Below are 19891 nucleotides of genomic sequence, written 5' to 3'. Positions count from 1 at the left end.
GTTCTCCCCCTGAATGGCGTCAGCCCCGGTCAAACAGGATCACGTTGCGCTTGGCCGATCCGGTTTTGGTGTCTTCGATCGCGTCGTTGATCTGATCCAGCGACCATCGGCCCGAAATCAGTTCATCCAGTTTCAGTCGCCCCTGTTCGTACAGGTCGATCATCCATGGGATGTCGCGCTGAATGACAACATCACCCATTTTCGAACCGATCAGACCTTGTCCGATGGCGGCCAGAATGACGGGCTCATAGCTTGCCTGAGCGCCGGAATGGGGCATGCCGATCATGATCGCCTTGCCGCCGCGACCCAGATAGCGAGGGGCCTGATCATAAGCGGGTATCGCACCGACCGTGATCAGAACCGCATCAGCACCGCGCCCGCCAAGTGCCTTGTAAGACGCTTTCCAGGGTTCTTTGAGAGTTGCCAGAACACCATGGGTGGCGCCGAATTCTTTGGCAATCTCAAGCTTCTCTTCCGTCATATCGACTGCCACGATGCGCCGCGCGCCTGCCAGCCGTGCACCCTGAATGGCGTTCAGGCCGACGCCACCTGCTCCGATCACCACGACATCCTGACCCGGGCGCAAACCGGCGGCGTTGACCGCAGCGCCCACGCCTGTGATCACGCCGCAAGACAATAGGCTTGCCACATCCTTGGGCATGTTTTGTGGAATTTTGACAATTTGCCGGTGACTGACCACAACCTTTTCAGCAAAAGCACCACAGGCCATCGCCTGTTCAAGAGGGCCACCATCGGCGGTGCGCAGCGGGCCCTTGACGGTATCGTAAGGTGTTTCGCAAATGGTCGGCTTACCGCTGGCGCACGAGGGGCAGGAGCCACAGGCGCGGATCAGTGTCACAACAACCGAATCCCCAACCTGAAAATCCCCTGCCGCATCTCCGACAGCGGTAATGATGCCTGCCGCTTCGTGCCCGTAAACGGCTGGCAGGAAACCGCCCCACGCGCCGCTGGCATAGGTGATGTCCGAGTGGCAGATGGCTACCGCGTCCAGAGTAACCTCGACCTCGCCCATCCCGGGCGGGGCGATTTGGATTTCCTCAATCACCAGTGGTTCATTAAAGGCGCGGCATACGGCGGCTTTGATGGTTTGCATGGCTTCCCCAAAATTTGCTTTGGGTCACGGTGGCGCGTCGAGCATCAAGCTGCAAGGCGGAAACCGCCATAGATGTGTCGTTGTTACACCTCGGCAGGGCGAGAGCGCAGAAAAAGGACAAATCCGACCAGCATCAGGCCCAGGGCCAGCAGGAACGGTGCCCCAGGGAGGTATATTGGTGCGCTTTCCTTTGCGAATTGGGCGAACACACTGGTCATAACCAGCGGGGACAGGATCATGGACAGCGCATGCAGGGCTGCAAGAACCCCCTGTAACTCACCCTGCTGAGAATCGGGCGTTGCACGGGACATCATGGCCTGTAGTGCCGGTGTCACGACTGCGCCCAATGCCGTTATCGGGATCAACATCAACGCGATTTTGCCACTGGTCAAAAACGCCAGCAGCGCAAAGCTGATGACTTCAAAACCCATACCGGCGAATATCGTTACCCGCTCACCCAGATACCGCGTTGCGGGGCGGATCAGGCCACCCTGAACCGCTGCCATGCCGATTCCATATATCCCCAGCGAGAACCCGATGATCTGTGGGGACCAGCCAAAACGTTCGACTGTGAAGTAGGACCAGATTGCCGGATAGACGTAGATCGAGACCGAGTAGAGGAAGTATACCCACAGCATCGGTCGAATGCCCGGCAGCGCAGCGATGGCCTTTAAAGAGCCGGCCGGATTGGCACGACGCCAGTTGAAGGCACGCCGGGTTTTGTCCGTTACGGTTTCCGGCATTACGAGGCAGCCCGCGATAAAGCCAAGTGCAGATAATCCGGCAGCAGCCCAAAAGGGAGCGCGCGTTCCAAATTCGCTCAACAGCCCGCCAAGCAGGGGGCCGAGAACAAAACCTACTCCAAATGCTGCGCCAAGCAGACCAAAGTTCGCTGCCTTCTCATGTGGCTTTGAGACATCTGCCATGAACGCCGCCGCGGTCGAATGTGTGGCGGCAGTTATCCCACCGACGATGCGGCCGATCAGCAGCAGCCAGATCGATCCCGCAATTGCCATCACTACGTAATCCAACGCCATCACGAACAGCGAAACCAACAGAACCGTCCTGCGTCCGTATGCGTCTGACAGGTTTCCAAGAACCGGGCCGAACAGGAATTGCATGGTGGCAAAAGCCGTGCTCAGCACGCCGCCCCAGATCGCGGCATTGGCCAGCGATCCGCCCTGAACCTCGACGATCAGCTCGGGCATGATCGGCAGGACAAGACCGATACCCATCGCGTCGATCATCACGGTGCAGAGTACAAACAGAAAAGGCAGGCGCATGGGAACCGGGTTCAAGTATCTTTGGGCGGACCCTAGCCCCGGTCGCATCCGGTTGAAAGAGATGCTTTTGGGCAAATCACCTCTGGTTCACCTGACGTTCCGTAAGTCGCGGAGTGTGGTGACCTGAACTTAGAAATTCCGGGTGATCTGATGGATCATTCCCGCCAGCGTCTGGGGGTGAGAAAAGAACGGAGAATGCGACCCATCTATGTTCAAACGCATGTCGGGAGATGCGCAATGGCTCATTTGTTCTTCGTATTCGGTCGGAATGGTATGGTCATCCAATGCGCGGATATAGCCTTTTGGCACTGAGGCAAAATTCTCGCTGAGCTGTAGCGGCGTATCCTGAGGCAGGATCGCCTGAGGACACAATCTGGGCAGAGCGTAAGACGTCACTTCGGGCGGGCAATCATGGTAGAAAAGATCATGCACGCGATCCGGCAGAACCGTGTAGGACAATCCATCTGCGGACTTTTCGACAGCGCCTTCGGTCAGCTGTCGCGGTGCTCGTTTGCGCATTTCAATCATCGAAACACCGGATTGCGGGACGTAGGCACAGACATAGATCAATGCGCGCATTGAGTCGGGTGAGGCCTCTGCAGCGGCGCTGATCGGATAGCCGCCCCAGGAATGACCGACGACGATGGTTTCCGGGCTGGATGCCTTCAGAACCGCATCCCGGCAGCTGTCCAATGTAACCTCGGCGATTGGGGTTGGGTCCGATCCATGGCTGGGCAGATCAATCGCACGTGCGGTGTGACCGAGCGCCGCCAGTTCGGGTAGCAGATCGCGCCAGCACCAGGCGCCATGACAGGAACCATGAACCAATAAGAAATCGGCCAAAGAAACTCTCCTTCAAATATGCCCAATATCGACTAAAAATTCTTTGAGTATCTCGGCGTACCTGACCGGCTGTTCAACACAGGGCAGATGCCCGGCTTTGCGCATCAATTCAAATCTTGAGCCGGGGATCAGGTTGATGGTCTCACGAACCAGATCAGGGGGTGTTGATCCGTCATCGCTGCCCGCGATGCCAAGCGTGGGCAGGCGTAAACCGCTGGTGGGGGTGTAGAAATCTGTGCCTGAAATTGCTGAACAACAACCCAGATACCCTTCCAGCGGCTGGCGCACCATCATGTTTCGCCAGAGCTCCATCGCTGGCGTTTCGCGGAAGGTTTTGGTGAACCAGCGTTCCATTGTGGCATCGGCAATCGCCTCGATGCCGCTTGCACGGATTGCATCAATGCGATCCTGCCAGATCGATGGGGTCGCGATTTTTGCGGCGGTGTTCGACAGCACCAGCGCCCGCACTTGATCCATGCGTTTGACGGCCAGACCCTGCGCGATCATGCCGCCGATGGACAAGCCGACAAAGACGCAATCTTTGACTTGCAAGTGATCTAGCAGGTTCTCGGCATCTCGGACCAAAGCGCCCATCGAGTAAGGCGCGGGCGGCTGCGAAGACAGGCCATGGCCCCGCTTGTCATAGCGGATGATCTGGAGACCTGCGGGCAGCAGCGGCAGGATTGGGTCCCATAGACGCATGTCTGTGCCCAGTGAATTCGCGAACACAATGGGTGCGCCATCGGGATCGCCATCGATCCGATAATGCAACTTTACGTCCCCGAGATCGGCGATCTTCATAAATCGGCCCTTGTCTGCGCTTTTTCCGGTCGGAATTTGTGGTGCCTGTCCAGATTGCACCGGTTTCCGTCCGTTGTCAGGTCAGGAATTCCAACGCTTTAGCAAAAATTTGCGGATCAACATTCCCGCCCGAGGCAACAACAATCACCGCATCCCCCTCGATCTGATCCTTGCGGAACAGCGCCGAGGCCAGCGAGACGGCCCCGCCGGGTTCCAGCACGATGTTCAAGCGCAGGAATGCCAGCGCCATCGCATGCAGTGCTTCTTGCTCGGAAACGGCAAGACCCGGCCCACAGAGACGGTTCAGGATCGGGAAGGTGATCTGCCCGGGTTGAGGCGTCAGGATCGCATCGCAGATATTGCCGGATGTTGCGTTGTTGTTCTGAATGCTACCCGATGCAAGCGAGCGTTTGACGTCGTCAAAACCTTCGGGCTCGCAGGGGCGGGGCCGCAGGCCGGGGGCGTGTTTTTCCAACGCCAGCGCGATGCCGGACGTCAGGCCTCCGCCACCACAGCACACCAGAACATCGGCTTCTGTCACGCCCAGTTCTTGCGACTGGCGGGCGATCTCAAGCCCGGTCGTGCCTTGTCCGGCTATGACCAGCGGTTCGTCATAAGGACGGATCAGGGTCAGCCCGCGCTCGGCAGCCAGTGCTTCGCCAATTTCTTCCCGGCTTTCATTGGCGCGGTCATAGAGGACAACTTCGCCCCCCAGCGCACGGGTATTGTTGATCTTCAGCTGAGGCGCGTCCGATGGCATGATGATCACCGACGCTATCCCGTGTTTTGAGGCCGCCATCGCGACACCCTGAGCGTGATTGCCTGATGAATAGGCGATAACACCACGCTGACGGGCAGAATCATCAAGGGCTGAAATCGCAGACCACGCACCCCGAAATTTGAAGCTGCCTGTATGCTGCAGGCATTCCGGTTTGATCAGCACTTTTCGACCTGCAATCTCATCCAGAAACGGAGAGGTCAGGATCGGCGTCTCCCGAACATGCCCGTTCAGCCGCTCGGCGGCCGCCTCGATCATCTCAATATTGCTCATGCGGCGTCCAATACTTTGCGAATGAGTTCAAGTGACTGTGGTTCATCCAGAAACGGGACGTGACCCCGATCCGGTATTTCGGCTGAAACAAGGTTGGGATGGCGTATGTGCATCTCCGCCAGTGTTGCGGCCCCAAGTACATCGGAGTTCGCCCCGCGGATCACACCAGTTGGTATGCTGCGCAGTGCGTCGAAAAGGTCCCACAGATCCGGCGGTACACCCGCAGCAGCCTGTTCGATCAGCGCAGTTCGCAAGGCGGGATCATAGCGCAGAGCCAGACCATCCGCGGTTTCGCGATACTGAGCTTCGGCATGCTTGCGCCAGACAGTCAGCGGAACGCCGGGAAACTGGGGCTCCAGCGCTTGTTTCAGAGTTTGTGCCGCCTCGTCATAGGTCTTTGAGGCGGGTGGTTTGCCAACATATTCCATGATCCGCGCAATCCCGGTGGGCTCGATCACCGGACCAACGTCGTTCAGGATCACCCCGGCCAAACGCTCGGGGTGGCTGACGGCAAGCGCCATCGCGATCAGGCCGCCGCGTGAAGTGCCGATGACCAATGCCTTGTCCAGTCCCAGGTGATCAAGCAATTCGATTGCGTCCTGGGCTTCGCGAATGATGTTGTAGTTCATGTAGTCGGGGTCGTAATCCGACTGACCGCGCCCCCGATAATCCATGGCGATCATGCGCAGATCTTTCACATGTGGTGCCAGCGATGCAAAATCCTGCGTGTTGCGCGTCAGCCCGGCCAGGCAGAGAACCGACGTGCCATTGCCGGTATCCTCGAAATAGAGGCGCATGCCGTCAGACGCAGTGAAAAATGCCATCAAAGCCCAGCCAGTTTCGGGATCGTCGTCAGGTCGGACAGTACATGTGCAGGCGTCCAAGGCAAGCGGTCCATTGGCTCACCGGCACGATTGACCCAGGCGGTCACAAAACCATACCCGCTGGCCCCCGCAGCGTCCCATCCGTTCGAGCTGACGAACAGCACTTCATCCCGGGCGCATCCAAATCGGTCCTGCACCAGATCATAAACCTTTGCATGGGGTTTGAAGACGCCGACACTCTCAACCGACAGGACATCGTCCAACACATCCCCAATCCCGGCAGATTGTACGGCCCCATCCAGCATTGGCGGTGAACCATTCGACAGAATAGCCGTCTGCATACCACCCGCTTTCAGTGCCTTTAGCATTTCAGGAACTTCGGGATAGGCTTGCAACTCCCAATACAGATCCAATAGCCGCTGGCGCAGGGTCGCGTCGCCCTGCAGGCCTGTCGCCTCAAGCGCCCAGTCCAGACCATCCTGCGTCACGTCCCAGAAATCGGTATGCGCATCGGCAACGGCCCTGAGCCAGGTATATTGCAACTGCTTCAAACGCCAGTGATTGGCCAGTTCCGGCCATTTTTTCTGCAGGGCCTCAAATCCCGGCTCTCCTGCGGCCTGACGTGCAGCCGCTGCAACATCGAACAAAGTGCCATAGGCATCGAAAACGCAAGTCGTGATTGCCATCTGCTTCTCCCCTGATCCGGCGCAGGTTGGCACAAGAGCTGAAGGGGTAAAAGAGCCAAGGGTTTACATTGTCGTGTTAGCCCCTAGGCTTGGCCGTTCCTTTCCTTATGAGGCCGGAGGCCAATATGACCGCAATCAAACAGGGCGACACGGTTCGCATCCATTACACCGGAACTTTGCTGGACGGTAACGTCTTTGACAGTTCCGAGGGACGCGATCCGTTGGAATTTGCGGTCGGGTCCGGGCAGATCATTCCGGGGCTGGATGCTGCGATTCCGGGAATGGAAGTTGGCGAGAAGAAGCGTGTCGAAATCCCGTGCACCGAGGCATATGGCCCGATCAACCCGGCGATGCGGCAGGATATCCCGCGCGAGGGTATCCCGGATGATATCCCGCTTGAGCCCGGTACGCAGCTGCAGATGCAAACTCCAGATGGGCAGGCCCTGCCGGTGACTGTGGTCGAGGCCAACGAGGCGACCGTTACGCTGGACGCAAATCACCCGTTGGCGGGACAGGATCTGATTTTTGATATCGAGATCGTTTCGGTTAACTGATCAGTCTGACCTACAGGCCCGGCAACTGGTTCAGAAACGGCCCAACCGCGTCACGCACCTGCGGTTGGGTGTAGAAGACGAACAGAATCAGCAGTGTGGAGAGGGTCAGCAGCATGATACGCGCGCGGTTGCTGCGCATCCCCGACTTGCGCCGGGATTGAGCTGCACGCGCGTTGCTTGCGATAATCTGGTCAAGTTTGTTCATAATGCCATCCCTGCCGCTGAAAGATGGTCAAATCTTGGCGGCGACAGGGAAAGATATGGTCACATAGAATCGGGCTGAGGCATGCCCAAAACGTGGAAGCCGCCATCGACGCGAATGATTTCGCCCGAGGTGCAGGCGCCAGCGTCCGAAGTCAGATAAACGGCGGTGCCACCGACGGCTTCGAGCGTTGCGTTTGAGCGCATCGGAGCGTTCTGATCGCAGAACTTGTAGGTCTTGCGCGCGCCACCGATCGCAGCACCGGCTAATGTCTTCATCGGGCCGGGCGAGATCGCGTTTACGCGGATACCTTCGGGGCCAAGATCGTTGGCCAGATAACGGGTTGCCGATTCCAGTGCGGCTTTGGCGACGCCCATGACGTTGTAGTTCGGAACAACCCGGTTTGACCCCTGATAGGTCAGGGTCAGCAGCGTGCCGCCATTTTCCTTCATCATCGGATAGGCGCGGCGGGCCACTTCGATGAACGAATAAGCCGAAACATCCATGGAATGTTTGAAGTTGGCACGGGTGGTGTTCAGGAACCGTCCGGTTAGTTCGGACTTGTCCGAATAGGCGATGGCGTGCACGACAAAGTCGATGGTTGGCCAGCGCTCGGCCAGTTCACCAAATGCGCGGTCCAGGGATTCGTCGTCAGTGACATCCGCATCAACCATAAAGTCGCTGCCAAGGCTTTGGGCCAGCGGTTCCAGCCGCTTGCCGAATGCCTCGCCCTGATAGGTGAATGCCAGTTCAGCGCCGGCCTCGTGCATGGCCTTGGCGATGCCCCATGCAATTGAGCGGTCATTGGCCACGCCCATGATCAGGCCGCGTTTACCCTTTAGAAGATCCGACATCATTTTCACCCGTTATACTTTGACAGAACCATGGATCCGTTCGTGCCGCCAAAGCCGAAGCTATTGGTCATGACACTGTCCAAGCCTGCGTTTTCAACTACTTGAGTTGCAATTTCACCGGGCAGGATGCCTTCGGCAAGTGTGTCGACGTTGATCGACGGAGTAATAAAATCGTTGTCCAGCATGAGCAGGCAGAAGATCGCCTCAAGCGCGCCCGCCGCGCCCTGTGCGTGCCCTGTCATTGATTTTGTTGAAGAAATCGGAGGGACATTACCTTCGCCAAAGATGCGGCGAACAGCTTCGACCTCACCCACGTCCCCGACTGGTGTCGAAGTGCCGTGCGCGTTGATGTAGCCAACCTTACGTCCTTCGGGAACGGTCGAAAGCGCCAGACGCATCGCGCGCTCACCACCTTCACCGGACGGGGCCACCATGTCATGGCCATCCGAAGTAGCGGCATAGCCGGTGACTTCGGCATAGATTTTTGCGCCGCGTGCCAACGCGTGATCCAGATCTTCCAGAACGACGATGCCGCCGCCGCCAGAGATGACAAAGCCATCACGGTTCTGGTCGAACGCGCGTGAGGCCTTATCCGGCGTGTCATTGTATTTCGAAGACATAGCGCCCATGGCGTCGAACAGGCAGGACAACGTCCAGTCCAGTTCCTCACCGCCGCCCGCGAACATGACGTCCTGCTTGCCCAGCATGATCTGCTCGGCGGCGTTGCCGATGCAGTGCAGCGAAGTCGAGCAGGCCGATGTGATCGAGTAGTTGATACCCTTGATCTTGAACGCGGTCGCCAAGTTGGCGGAAATGGTCGAGCACATGCATTTCGGCACGGCAAAGGGGCCGATGCGCTTGGTCGCACCGTTTTTCAGAACTGTCTGATGTGCGGTCAGCATCGCGCTGGTCGACGGGCCGCCGGATCCAGCGACCAGACCGGTACGTGGATTCACAACCTGATCTTCGGTCAAACCTGCGTCGGCAATCGCCTGGCTCATGGCGATATGGGCATAGGCCGCACCGGGGCCCATGAAACGCAAGGTGCGCTTGTCCACATGTTCCGTGACGTCGATCTTGAGCGAGCCGGCGATCTGGCTGCGGAAGCCATGTTCAACCATCTGCTCATTGGCCTCGATGCCGGATTTGCCTGCTTTGAGCGAGGCGAGGACCTCTTCGGCATTGTTCCCGATGGAGGAGACTACCCCCAGACCGGTGACGACGACGCGACGCATAAGCGTACTCCTGTGTTCCGTTCCCTGTTGCTTGTCCGTCAGTTGGGGTCAGCTCTCGGACAATGCAACCTTCATGTCTTTGACCTGATAGATCACTTCACCATCGGCTTCGACCCGACCATCCGCCACACCCATGGTCAGGCGGCGTGTCTGCACAGCCTTTGTGAAATCTACATAATAGGTCAGCATCTTGCGGTCGGGGCGCACCATTCCGGTCAGTTTGACCTCGCCTACACCCAGTGCGTATCCACGACCCTGCCAGCCGCGCCAGCCCAGGTTAAAGCCTGTCAGCTGCCACAGGCCATCCAGGCCGAGGCATCCGGGCATGATCGGGTTGCCGGGGAAGTGGCAGTCAAAGAACCACAGGTCAGGTGTGATGTCGAACTCGGCCACAACATGACCTTTGCCATGCGCGCCGCCATCACCCGAGATATCGGTGATCCGGTCCATCATCAGCATCGGCGGGGCAGGCAATTGTGCGTTGCCGGGGCCGAATAATTCGCCACGGGCGCATTTCAGCAGATCGTCCTTGTCAAAGCTGCTCGGGAATTGGGCCATTCTGCCGCCTCTCCTGCCAGGGGTCCGTTTATTCAATCTGGCCTCGTCTAGCACCCGTATGCAAGGTCCTGCAAGAGCAGCGGACAACATCGTGTCGCACGTAGTGCATTCTTTGCGAATGAATTTCATTTGAAATTCCCATCAGACCGCACTTATATATATGGTCAGCAAAAACGGGTATCGGATTCATGACGCCTCAGAGCCGGAACATCGCTACAAATTGGTTGGTTGATGCAGGATTGCGTCCCACACGTCAGAGGGTTGCCCTGGCGGAGTTGCTGGTTGGCGACGGACGTCATCGCCATGTAACCGCCGAAAGCCTGTTCGAGTCGGCCAAGAAAAACGGCGACGCGGTATCGCTGGCGACTGTTTACAACACACTGCGCGCGTTCTGTGACGCCGGAGTGTTGCAGGAAATCACCGTTGACGGATCAAAAAGCTATTTTGATACCAACACACACGATCACCCGCATTTCTTCTGGGAAGACGAAAGCCGCCTGAGCGATGCACCGTCTGATCAACTGGTCATCCAGCGTTTGCCCGAAGCACCCGAAGGGGTCGAGATCGCTTCGGTTGATGTGGTGATCCGCCTGCGCAAAAAGCCGTAACTACTCAGTTCGCAAACATTCGATGAGCGACCGCTCGGCTGCTGCAATAAGCGAGTCGGTGGGCCCGGTGCCGTGGCGGGCCAGAACGACGGCTTCGGTCGCATCGGGGTCGGCAATGGGCAGGCTGACCAAGGGCATGTGATCATAACTGAACTCACTATCCGGGCTGGCATAGCTGATGCCGATCCCTTCGCCGTGAGCGGCCAGACTGCGTTGAATTTCAAGCGATTCTGCCCGGTGAGAAACGGTGGGGTTCAGGCCGCGGCTCCGGAACAGTCCAAGTACGTGCTGGGCGGACAATCCTTCTTTGGACAGGATCAGCGGATATGCTTCGAGTTCTGTGAGTGATGTCTGGTGTGACGCTGCCAGAGGATGATCTGGTGCCACAAGTGCGCGCGGACCGCTACTGAACAGTCTTTGGCGTGTAAAACCGGCATCCATTCCCAGATCATAGGTGACCGCCAAATCAAACTGACCGTCGGTCAGACCGGTGATCAGGCCTTCGAAACTCTCGACGCCATGAGTCACAACAACATCGGGGAGCGTGTCGCGGAGTGTGTGGAGGGCTTTGGCCAAAAGAAATGGCGCCAGATCCACGAAACACCCAAGCCTCAATCGGCTGGCACCCGTCACCGGTTGCTTCGAATCTTCCAGCAAGGCGGCGCTGTTCAGCAGGGCTTCGGCCTCTTCAATGAACTTTCGTCCCTGTGGTGTCAGCGCCATCGCCGCCCCACGCCTGCGTGAGAACAACGGGTACCCCAGATGTGATTCGACACGGGTAAGTGCATTGGACAGAGCAGGCTGTGACACGTTCAGGTGTTGCGCCGCTGAAGACAGGCTGCCGTGGCGGCCAATGGCGCACACATATTCGTATTGCCGCAGTGAGATATATAACATGAAGTTAATAGTTAGTTTGAAAGATATGATTTGAACAGTGGTCACAAACATGCGCAGATCGGGTCGAGCTATCCAAGGAGACCATCATGACCCACCCCCTTGTTTCCCAAGAGATGATCGACACCTACCAGACAGACGGCGTTGTCTTGGTCAAAGGCCTGTTCGCTGATCATGTTGAAGCGTTGCGCGACGGCGTCGCCGCCAACATGGCCGAGCCCGGGCCTTATGCATCTGAAAACAAGAAAGAGGGTGAGACCGGTCGTTTCTTTGATGATTACTGCAACTGGTCGCGAATTCCGCAATTCAAAGAGGTCATTGAAACCTCGCCGGCTGCCGAAGTGGCTGCAGACCTCATGAAGTCGCAGTCCGTCCAGATGTTCCATGATCATGTGCTGGTCAAGGAACCCGGGACGTCGATGGCCACGCCGTGGCATCAGGACGGCCCTTACTATTTTGTCGAAGGGCAACAAACGATCAGCTTCTGGTCTCCGCTTGATGCTGTAAAGAAGGCCACTCTGCGCTGCGTTGCGGGCTCACATCGCTGGGAAAAGGAGGTCCTGCCGACACGGTGGGTGTCTGAGGAAGGGTTCTTTGCGGATGAGGGTCAGTACATTCCTGTTCCGGATCCTGACGCCGAAGGTATGAAAGTCGTGGAGTTCGAAATGGAACCCGGCGATGCGGTAGCCTTCAACTACAAGACATTGCATGGCGCGCGCGGCAATCAGTCTGACAGCCGACGCAGAGCGTTCTCGCTGCGGCTTGTTGGTGATGATGCGCGATACGTGGAACGTCCGGGCCGCACATCGCCCCCTTATCCGGGCCATGACATGCAGCCGGGTCAGCGTCTGCGCGAAGACTGGTTCCCGATTTTGTTGCAGCGCTGAGGCTGATCAGAACCACTGGCCGGGTTCGATCAGACCCAAATCCATCAGCTGGCGCGAATTCCACTGGAACGGAACGGAATTGCGCCAGCGGAAGCTGGGGATATCAAAGGTCGATCCCGCATTGCTTTTCAGCGCCTTGGCTGCGCGGAACGAACAGATTGCTGCGGTCAGGTTATGGTGCCAGGGGCAGGAATAGGTGTTGTATTCCGGTTCATTGAACGTGTGATCCGGTAGCAGGGTGAGGCCCTTCTTTGCCTTGAACAACGCGATCCGGTCGATGCGCCGCCGCTCATAGGGAATGTGATCCTCGAACCGCCAGCGCAGGCCGCCTGACATGTCCAACTGGCGCTCCAGCAGTTGCCCTCTCGCATCATGCCGGGCGTGAGCATAGTAGCCGGTGCCGTCCAGCATCGCGTGATCGACATCCACACCGTTGGGGTGTGTCGTGAGGTCGTCAGCATAAAGATCGATGACGTGGCTGAGCATCGCATTGCGGCGTTCTTCAGTGTGAAAGGCCAGCATCTCACCGACGCTGCGTGTCTCGCAGAAGGGAAAGTAGAGATACTCGGCGTTATAGCAGTAGTACATCCAGACACCGGGAGCGGCCTGAATGATCTGGTTGATGATCTCGAAGACGACTGATCTGGGCGCGCAAGTCAGTGTGACCCGGTGAATTTGCTCTGTCACTTCCTCGGACAGTTTGAAATCCAAAGGCATGAAGGTGATCACTGATTTGAAACCGAGATCGATGTGATGTCGTAGCGTATTGTCCAGTTCTACGTCGTCCTCGACAAACACCAGTGCGATTGGTCCCTTGGCCAAGGCGCTTTGGCCGGTTTTCAGAAAGTGGTCGAGGGATTCGTACTGCATCGCTTGTATTGTGTTTGGACCTTGCTGGAATTTCCGGCCAAATTCGGGTAATTGCGCCAGCATTGCAAGCGGCGTTCTAAGGGTATAGACGACGCCGACCCAGCGAATGCAAAGGCCCGTTCCATGTCCGAACCGAAAAAGCTGTTTATCAAGACCTATGGCTGTCAGATGAATGTCTATGACAGCGAGCGTATGGCCGAAGCGCTGGGCGGTCAGGGTTATGTCGAGACCAAAAGCCCTGACGACGCGGACATGATCCTGCTGAACACCTGCCATATTCGCGAAAAAGCTGCCGAAAAAATCTATTCTGAGCTGGGGCGCTTTAAGGGGCTGAAAGCTGAAAATCCTGATCTGAAGATCGGTGTCGCTGGCTGTGTTGCGCAGGCAGAAGGCCAGGAAATCATGCGCCGTCAGCCGATGGTTGATCTGGTTGTCGGACCGCAAAGCTATCACCGCCTGCCCGAGATGGAAGCGAAGACGCGCGCGGGTGAAAAGGCACTGGATACGGATTTTCCCGAAGAGGACAAGTTCGAGAAACTCAAGGGCCGCCCCAAGGCTAAGCGCGGCCCCACCGCATTTCTGACGGTTCAGGAAGGTTGCGATAAGTTCTGCGCGTTCTGTGTGGTGCCTTATACGCGTGGGGCGGAAGTCAGCCGTCCGGCAGATCGTATCCTGCGCGAAGCAAATGAACTGGTTGAACGCGGCGTGCGGGAAATCACGCTGCTGGGGCAGAATGTGAACGCCTATCACGGCGCAGGTCCAAATGGGGACATGACGCTGGCCGGTCTGATCTGGGAGCTGAACAAAGTTGATGGGCTCGAGCGCATCCGCTTTACCACTTCGCATCCCAATGACATGGCCGATGATCTGATTGAGGCGCACGCGACCTGCGATAAGCTCATGCCTTACCTGCATCTGCCTGTGCAGTCGGGATCAGACAAGATTCTGAAGCGCATGAACCGCAGCCACACCGCCGAAAGCTATCTGCGATTGATTGAACGCATTCGCGAAGCGCGTCCGGATATCCTGATGTCGGGTGATTTCATTGTCGGCTTCCCGGAGGAAACCGAAGAGGACTTTCAGGCGACCTTGGATCTCGTGGAAGAGGTCAGATACGGTTATGCCTATTCTTTCAAGTACTCTACCCGCCCGGGAACGCCTGCGGCAGAACGGCCACAGGTGGACCAAGAAGCGGCAGATGACCGTCTGCAGCGGCTTCAGGCAATGATTACGCGCCACCAGCGTGAGATTCAGGATTCCATGGTTGGCAAGAAAGTCAGTGTTCTGTTTGAAAAGCCGGGCCGCTTACCTGGCCAGATGGTCGGGAAATCCGAATATCTTCATGCGGTTCACGTCTCGGGCGGGGAAATTGCCAAGGGCGAGTTGAGGGATGTCATGATCACGGCATCCGGTGCCAATTCCCTTGCTGGCGAGCTGCTGTAAGCTTGTAGTTATTCTCGCTTTAGACACCATACATGGTGTTTGTTTCCAATTTTTACCCTTGATTTGTTGCTTGGAACCATGTTCCGAGAATAGTTAACTTTTTTCCGGGGCGGCGTCAGCGCACAATGCGGGCGGGTCGTCGTGACCGGGTGTTTGTTTGTGATGGAGGGTACGAGTGGCAATCTTTGCGAAGGCTTTGAGGCCGAAGGGCAAGCAAGTTTTGTTCGGGGCGGCCTTGACCGTCTCGTTTGCTGGCGCGACGGTTGCCGGTGATTTGACAACTCCTGTCTCGGACCCAGTGGTTGTTGGCCCTGAACGATATTCTGATGATGTCAGTGCGTTTTATCTTGGTCTGAATGCGGGTTACGGATTTGGTGGAACTGATCGGTTCGGGTTGAGAACCGGCGGTGGTACCTTCGATGTCGGAAACCTCAAGCCTTCCGGGACCTACGGTGGCATTCGTGGAGGATGGCGCGGTGTCGTGCCAGCAACGGGCGGTCGCGACTATGTCTACGGTTTTGAGCTTGGGTATGATTTTGGCTCGTTGGAAGATACGGTTTCAAGACAGATCGGTACTACGACTGTCACGGGCGGGTCTGAGATATCGGATGTGCTGTCGCTCAAATTTCGGAATGGCCTGACAAACAAGAGTGGAAGCGTTTTGTACTTCGTGTCATTTGGTCTGGTGCAGGGTGAGGTCGCGACGACGAACAGCACCACCAGCGGGGGGGCAACCCGGGCCTTTGAGGATAAAGGACGCCGCAACGGGTTGTCTGCCAGTATCGGAGCCGAGCACCAGTTGAATGACAGCTGGTCGATCACCGGTGAGTACGAGTATGTCCAGTTCGAGTCGAAAGATGTGGTTTTCGGTTCGGGATTCTCAACGAAGTCTACGCCAAAATACAGCGGCCTGCGGGTTGGCCTGAACTACAAGTTTTAATCCACCACGAGGTTCTTCGGCCTTAAATCGCCTTGTTCCAAGGCGGATTTTTGCGTGCCATTGGCGGTTTTATCATAAGGTGTAAATTTTTAGAAACTGCGGCTTGCGCCGACCCGGTTTTGTTGTCACGCTTGAGGTGAAACGCCAAGACAGGAGAACGGATTGGCCATCGGTGCCCTTACCCCACCGCAAGATGAGATGCCCCAACGCGAGGCGCTTGTAGAATTTCCTGACAATCGGTTGCTGATAGATCTGTGCGGCGAGTATGACCGCAATCTGACTGATATTGAGCAGAAGCTTTCGGTTCAGATCGTGAGGCGTGGCAATCAGCTTGTCATCATGGGCGAAGAGGATGCCCAGAAACAGGCCATTGAGGTGTTGCAGGCGCTATACACTCGGCTGGAAGGTGGCCGCGACGTTGAAGCCGCCGATGTCGACCGGGAATTGCGGATGGGCAATTCCGAGGTTGGAACAGGTTCGCGTGATGGTGACCAGCTCGAAATGTTCAAGGGCGGCACGGTCGAGATCAAGACCCGTAAAAAGCTGGTCGAGCCGCGTACGGACGCTCAAAAGGCTTATGTTCAGTCTCTGTTCAACAATGAACTGGCCTTTGGCATTGGACCAGCGGGCACCGGTAAGACCTATCTGGCAGTCGCTGTTGGTGTGTCGATGTTCATAGGGGGTCATGTTGACCGGATCATCCTCAGCCGTCCGGCGGTCGAGGCCGGAGAAAAGCTGGGCTACCTTCCGGGTGACATGAAGGACAAGGTCGATCCGTACATGCAGCCGCTATACGATGCCTTGAACGACTTCCTGCCGGGCAAACAGCTTGCCAAGCTGATTGAAGAGAAGCGAATCGAAATCGCGCCGCTGGCCTTCATGCGGGGACGGACGCTGGCAAATGCCTTTGTCGTGCTGGACGAAGCACAAAACGCCACCACGATGCAAATGAAGATGTTCCTGACCCGTCTGGGCGAGGGGAGCCGGATGGTCATTACAGGCGACCGGTCTCAGGTGGATCTGCCTCGTGGGGTTCAATCCGGTCTGGCCGATGCCGAGAGGTTGCTGAAAACGATCCCGAATATCAGCTTCAATTACTTCACCTCCAAGGATGTGGTGCGTCATCCGCTTGTCGCTGCGATCATCGAGGCGTATGAGGCCGATGCGGGCCGTGAAACAGGATAGAATGCCGGGCCTCTGATAAGTTGGGGCCTCAAGGAATATAGTGGCATGAACCTGGAATTATCCGTTGAGGACGCACGCTGGACCGATCTGGAGCTTTTGTCCGGGCGGGCGATCGATGCTGTTCTGGAACGGTTCGGGATCGATTCCGACATATGCGAAATCAGCCTGCTGGGGTGTGATGACGCCAGAATTGCTGAATTGAACGCCGAATTCCGTGAAAAGCCGTCAGCGACAAATGTGTTAAGCTGGCCTGCAGAAGATCTGGCCGCAGAGGAAGCGGGGCAGCATCCGTCTCTGCCGAGCCCTGATTTTACAGGGGAAATTGCTTTGGGTGACATCGCAATTTCGTACGACACATGTGCCCGCGAGGCGGAGGCCGCCGGGAAATCCATGGATGATCACGTGACCCATTTGATCATTCACGCAATGTTGCATTTGCTTGGTTACGATCACATTCGTGACCGCGACGCCACTTTGATGGAAAGCATCGAGGTCGAGATACTTGGCAAAATGGGTATTGATGACCCATATAATGGGTAATGTGGGCAATTCTGCCTGAATAGTTGGAACAGGATAATGGGCGATACAGACGGCAGTTCTAGGGCGGCGCAAAGCGCGCTTCCAGAGAACGGCAACAATGACACCGAAGAGAAAAGCGGATTTTTTACTCGAATAATTGATGCCTTCTCCTCGCATGGTGAGGAAGAGGCCGGGTTGATAAACGGCCACGAAAGCGTGAGCTCTCAGCCTCGGGGCATGATAAACCTGCGCCGGATGCGGGTTGAAGACGTTGCGATCCCGACGGCGGAAATCGTGTCAGTTCCCTCGACAATCGCCAAGGATGAACTTGCGCAGGTGTTCCGCGATAGCGGTCTTTCCCGGATCCCTGTGTATGATGGTACCTTGGATACGCCTTTGGGATTTGTGCACCTCAAGGATTTTGCCCTGACGCACGGCTTCAATGGCGGGTCGTCCGAGTTCGATTTGCGATCAATGCTCAGAACGCTTCTGTTTGTGCCGCCGTCCATGCCCATCGGGGTTCTGCTGACTAAGATGCAGACCGAACGCCGCCATATGGCACTGGTGATCGATGAATACGGTGGTGTCGATGGTCTGTTGACGATCGAAGATTTGATTGAACAGGTCGTTGGTGAAATCGCGGACGAGCACGACGCCGACGAAGATCAGCTGTGGATCCAGGAAAAACCGGGCTGTTATGTGGTTCAGGCCCGGGTCTCGCTTGAGGATTTTGAGGCCGAGATCGGCCGCTCGTTGACCAGCCACGAAGATGTGGATGAAGAAGAGATCGACACTCTGGGCGGACTGGTCTTCATGTTGTCGGGTCGTGTACCTGCGCGGGGCGAGGTTGTGTTGCATCCTGAAGGACCCGAATTTGAGGTGATCGATGCCGATCCACGCCGCATCAAGCGTCTGCGTGTCATGTTACCGGATATCGCTGCATGAACCCTGCCACAGGCTGGCCCTTTTGGCTGATACTTGCGTTAGCAGCCTTGCTAGGCGCAGTTGGTGCTTATGGGTTGGCCCCATTCGGCTATTGGGGCGCGACACTGATTGCACTGGTGTTGATTGCCCCACTGTTTCTGGCCAGTGAAACCCGGGCCAGAGCAGCCTGGATTGGATGGTTCTTCGCAACCGGTTATTTCGCCCATGCGTTGAACTGGATCATCGAACCCTTTCAGGTCGATGCTGACCGCCATGCCTGGATGGCACCTTTCGCCCTTGTTTTCATGGCGGGAGGGTTGGCCCTGTTCTGGGCACCTGCCTTTTGGATATCGCGAAGGCCAGCGTTTTCAGCTGTGCGACAGAGTGTATTGCTTGCTGTAGCTTTATCCATCACTGAATTCGCGCGAGGTTACGTGCTGACCGGATTTCCGTGGGCAGGTGTCTCGCAGGTTTGGGTGAACACGCTGGTCGCGCAGCTGTTATCCCTGATCGGTCCCTACGGATTGGCCGCACTGACCTTCGCCGCGACGCTGCCGTTGGGGGCTGCCTTGTCTGCACCCAAGGGGTCACGAGCAGTGGTCCTTCCTTTGGCTCTGAGTGTTGGCTTTGCTGTGCTGGCGCTGGGCTACGCATCGATCCGCCCGGCTGTAGTTGAAACCGAAAACACCGTGCGTCTGGTGCAACCCAATGCGCCGCAACATCAGAAATGGGATCCGGATTACGCGCCACTGTTTTTCGCGCGACAGATTGAGTTCACCGCAGCAGAGCCACAGCCGGATCTGATCGTCTGGCCGGAAACATCTGTTCCCGCCTGGTTGGCAAGCGCCCAGCCGTATCTCAGCGCTATTGCACATGCGGCTGACGGAACGCCGGTCTTTCTGGGTATTCAGCGCGGAGACGGTCCGCGTATCTACAACTCGATGATCTATCTCGATGAGAACGGGCGGCAAAGCGGTCTATACGACAAGCATCATCTTGCGCCGTTTGGTGAATATGTGCCCTTCGGCGATCTCATGGCGCGGTTTGGGATTTTCGGTCTTGCCGCGACCACCGGCAATGGCTTCAGTGCAGGACCCGGTGCTGCGCTGATGGATGCAGGTAAGCTTGGTAAGGCGTTGCCATTGATCTGCTATGAGGCAGTTTTTACGCAGGATGTATTGGCGGCCCCGGACAGGGCAGACTTTCTGTTGCAAATCACCAACGATGCCTGGTTTGGAACGCGGTCAGGGCCGTATCAACATCTGGCACAGGCACAGATGCGCGCGATCGAGCAGGGTCTGCCGATGATGCGTTCGGCCAATACAGGCGTATCTGCGATGATTGATCCGCTTGGGCGGGTGACACACTCCCTGGCACTTGATCAGGCTGGGTATGTGGACGCGACATTGCCGCAGCCACTGAAACCCACGATTTATGCCCGAACGGGCGATTTTCCGGTATTTCTGATGTTATCCGCCCTGTTTCTGCTGCTTGTGCGCAACGTCCGGAAGGATTGAGGCTAATTTCCGATTGACCCTTTGTTTTTCTGGGCGTATCCCGTCGGGCGCCTGTCACAACGGCTTCCTGACGTGGCAGGGAAATCTCAATGGAGCACT

Annotated in this window: 22 protein-coding genes and 1 riboswitch; of the genes, 9 read left to right on the top strand and 13 right to left on the bottom strand. The window is 56.9% G+C overall.

The genetic code is table 11. From position 1 onward, the window contains the following. Window positions 1-19: 19 nt before the first annotated feature. The 7 genes from GOX61_RS12635 to GOX61_RS12605 form a co-directional block, all read right to left on the bottom strand. Entirely contained in the window at window positions 20-1114 is a 1095-nt protein-coding gene (locus GOX61_RS12635) for a Zn-dependent alcohol dehydrogenase (protein WP_170334179.1), read from the bottom strand. An 83-nt stretch (window positions 1115-1197) separates the two neighbouring features. Then, window positions 1198-2397, bottom strand: a complete 1200-nt coding sequence (locus GOX61_RS12630; RefSeq protein ID WP_170334177.1) for a TCR/Tet family MFS transporter — start codon at window positions 2395-2397, stop codon at window positions 1198-1200. Between the two features lie 129 nt (window positions 2398-2526). Then, window positions 2527-3240 carry an alpha/beta fold hydrolase gene (locus tag GOX61_RS12625; RefSeq protein ID WP_170334175.1) on the bottom strand — a complete coding sequence of 238 codons (714 nt, stop codon included), beginning with the start codon at window positions 3238-3240 and terminating at the stop codon, window positions 2527-2529. Between the two features lie 12 nt (window positions 3241-3252). Further along, entirely contained in the window at window positions 3253-4041 is a 789-nt protein-coding gene (gene pcaD / locus GOX61_RS12620) for a 3-oxoadipate enol-lactonase (RefSeq protein WP_170334173.1), read from the bottom strand. Between the two features lie 76 nt (window positions 4042-4117). Further along, window positions 4118-5092 (bottom strand): threonine ammonia-lyase, encoded by a 975-nt coding sequence (locus tag GOX61_RS12615; protein ID WP_170334171.1) that lies wholly within the window; start codon window positions 5090-5092, stop codon window positions 4118-4120. Further along, window positions 5089-5916: an alpha/beta fold hydrolase gene (locus GOX61_RS12610; RefSeq protein WP_170334168.1), complete on the bottom strand. Its 828-nt coding sequence runs from the start codon at window positions 5914-5916 to the stop codon at window positions 5089-5091. The genes GOX61_RS12615 and GOX61_RS12610 overlap by 4 nt, the downstream gene beginning before the upstream one ends. Continuing rightward, window positions 5916-6602, bottom strand: coding sequence for a haloacid dehalogenase type II (locus GOX61_RS12605; RefSeq protein WP_170334166.1), 687 nt, complete (start codon window positions 6600-6602; stop codon window positions 5916-5918). Before GOX61_RS12605 ends, GOX61_RS12610 begins: the two co-directional genes overlap by 1 nt. 125 nt (window positions 6603-6727) lie before the next feature. On the opposite strand from GOX61_RS12605, the gene GOX61_RS12600 reads away from it, so the two are divergent. Then, window positions 6728-7156: an FKBP-type peptidyl-prolyl cis-trans isomerase gene (locus GOX61_RS12600; RefSeq protein ID WP_155148912.1), complete on the top strand. Its 429-nt coding sequence runs from the start codon at window positions 6728-6730 to the stop codon at window positions 7154-7156. Between the two features lie 10 nt (window positions 7157-7166). On the opposite strand, the gene GOX61_RS12595 is transcribed toward GOX61_RS12600, so the two are convergent. Genes GOX61_RS12595 through fabA form a run of 4 tightly spaced genes read right to left on the bottom strand, consistent with a single transcriptional unit; the run spans window position 7167 to window position 10005 of the window. Further along, the gene (locus tag GOX61_RS12595; protein WP_155148914.1) at window positions 7167-7361 is read right to left on the bottom strand and encodes a hypothetical protein; all 195 of its coding nucleotides are present in this window, start codon (window positions 7359-7361) and stop codon (window positions 7167-7169) included. 59 nt (window positions 7362-7420) lie between these two features. Further along, window positions 7421-8212 (bottom strand): enoyl-ACP reductase FabI, encoded by a 792-nt coding sequence (locus tag GOX61_RS12590; RefSeq protein WP_155148916.1) that lies wholly within the window; start codon window positions 8210-8212, stop codon window positions 7421-7423. A gap of 5 nt (window positions 8213-8217) precedes the next feature. Continuing rightward, window positions 8218-9447: a beta-ketoacyl-ACP synthase I gene (gene fabB, locus GOX61_RS12585; protein WP_155148918.1), complete on the bottom strand. Its 1230-nt coding sequence runs from the start codon at window positions 9445-9447 to the stop codon at window positions 8218-8220. Between the two features lie 48 nt (window positions 9448-9495). Next, window positions 9496-10005: a bifunctional 3-hydroxydecanoyl-ACP dehydratase/trans-2-decenoyl-ACP isomerase gene (fabA, locus tag GOX61_RS12580; protein ID WP_093964585.1), complete on the bottom strand. Its 510-nt coding sequence runs from the start codon at window positions 10003-10005 to the stop codon at window positions 9496-9498. Window positions 10006-10193: 188 nt separating this feature from the next. Between fabA and irrA the strand changes: the two genes are divergently transcribed. Beyond that, the gene (irrA, locus tag GOX61_RS12575; protein ID WP_155148920.1) at window positions 10194-10613 is read left to right on the top strand and encodes an iron response transcriptional regulator IrrA; all 420 of its coding nucleotides are present in this window, start codon (window positions 10194-10196) and stop codon (window positions 10611-10613) included. Here irrA and GOX61_RS12570 read toward each other — a convergent pair whose 3' ends face one another. Continuing rightward, window positions 10614-11510, bottom strand: a complete 897-nt coding sequence (locus GOX61_RS12570) for a LysR family transcriptional regulator (protein ID WP_170334164.1) — start codon at window positions 11508-11510, stop codon at window positions 10614-10616. 86 nt (window positions 11511-11596) lie between these two features. On the opposite strand from GOX61_RS12570, the gene GOX61_RS12565 reads away from it, so the two are divergent. Further along, on the top strand, window positions 11597-12394 hold the full coding sequence (locus tag GOX61_RS12565; protein WP_170334162.1) for a phytanoyl-CoA dioxygenase family protein: 798 nt from the start codon (window positions 11597-11599) through the stop codon (window positions 12392-12394). Between the two features lie 6 nt (window positions 12395-12400). On the opposite strand, the gene GOX61_RS12560 is transcribed toward GOX61_RS12565, so the two are convergent. Further along, window positions 12401-13264 carry a hypothetical protein gene (locus GOX61_RS12560; protein WP_170334160.1) on the bottom strand — a complete coding sequence of 288 codons (864 nt, stop codon included), beginning with the start codon at window positions 13262-13264 and terminating at the stop codon, window positions 12401-12403. Between the two features lie 123 nt (window positions 13265-13387). Here GOX61_RS12560 and miaB point away from each other — a divergent pair, with 123 nt between their 5' ends. From miaB to lnt, 6 genes are all read left to right on the top strand, one after another. Next, window positions 13388-14707 (top strand): tRNA (N6-isopentenyl adenosine(37)-C2)-methylthiotransferase MiaB, encoded by a 1320-nt coding sequence (gene miaB, locus GOX61_RS12555; RefSeq protein ID WP_155148928.1) that lies wholly within the window; start codon window positions 13388-13390, stop codon window positions 14705-14707. Between the two features lie 175 nt (window positions 14708-14882). Next, on the top strand, window positions 14883-15647 hold the full coding sequence (locus GOX61_RS12550) for an outer membrane protein (protein WP_367646963.1): 765 nt from the start codon (window positions 14883-14885) through the stop codon (window positions 15645-15647). 162 nt (window positions 15648-15809) lie between these two features. After that, on the top strand, window positions 15810-16832 hold the full coding sequence (locus GOX61_RS12545; RefSeq protein WP_155148930.1) for a PhoH family protein: 1023 nt from the start codon (window positions 15810-15812) through the stop codon (window positions 16830-16832). Between the two features lie 45 nt (window positions 16833-16877). Further along, a complete protein-coding gene (gene ybeY / locus GOX61_RS12540; RefSeq protein WP_170334157.1) occupies window positions 16878-17372 on the top strand; it encodes an rRNA maturation RNase YbeY in 495 nt (164 codons plus the stop codon). A 36-nt stretch (window positions 17373-17408) separates the two neighbouring features. Then, window positions 17409-18296 (top strand): hemolysin family protein, encoded by an 888-nt coding sequence (locus GOX61_RS12535; protein WP_170334148.1) that lies wholly within the window; start codon window positions 17409-17411, stop codon window positions 18294-18296. Then, window positions 18293-19792 carry an apolipoprotein N-acyltransferase gene (gene lnt, locus GOX61_RS12530; RefSeq protein ID WP_170334146.1) on the top strand — a complete coding sequence of 500 codons (1500 nt, stop codon included), beginning with the start codon at window positions 18293-18295 and terminating at the stop codon, window positions 19790-19792. The genes GOX61_RS12535 and lnt overlap by 4 nt, the downstream gene beginning before the upstream one ends. Before the next feature lie 48 nt (window positions 19793-19840). Continuing rightward, window positions 19841-19889: riboswitch (SAM-SAH riboswitch) on the top strand. Window positions 19890-19891 lie beyond the last annotated feature (2 nt).

The organism is Ruegeria arenilitoris (genome assembly GCF_013030265.1).
Lineage (GTDB): Bacteria > Pseudomonadota > Alphaproteobacteria > Rhodobacterales > Rhodobacteraceae > Ruegeria > Ruegeria arenilitoris_E.
The sequence above is the reverse complement of the archived record's forward strand: the minus strand, read 5'-3'. Positions and strand labels throughout refer to the sequence as shown.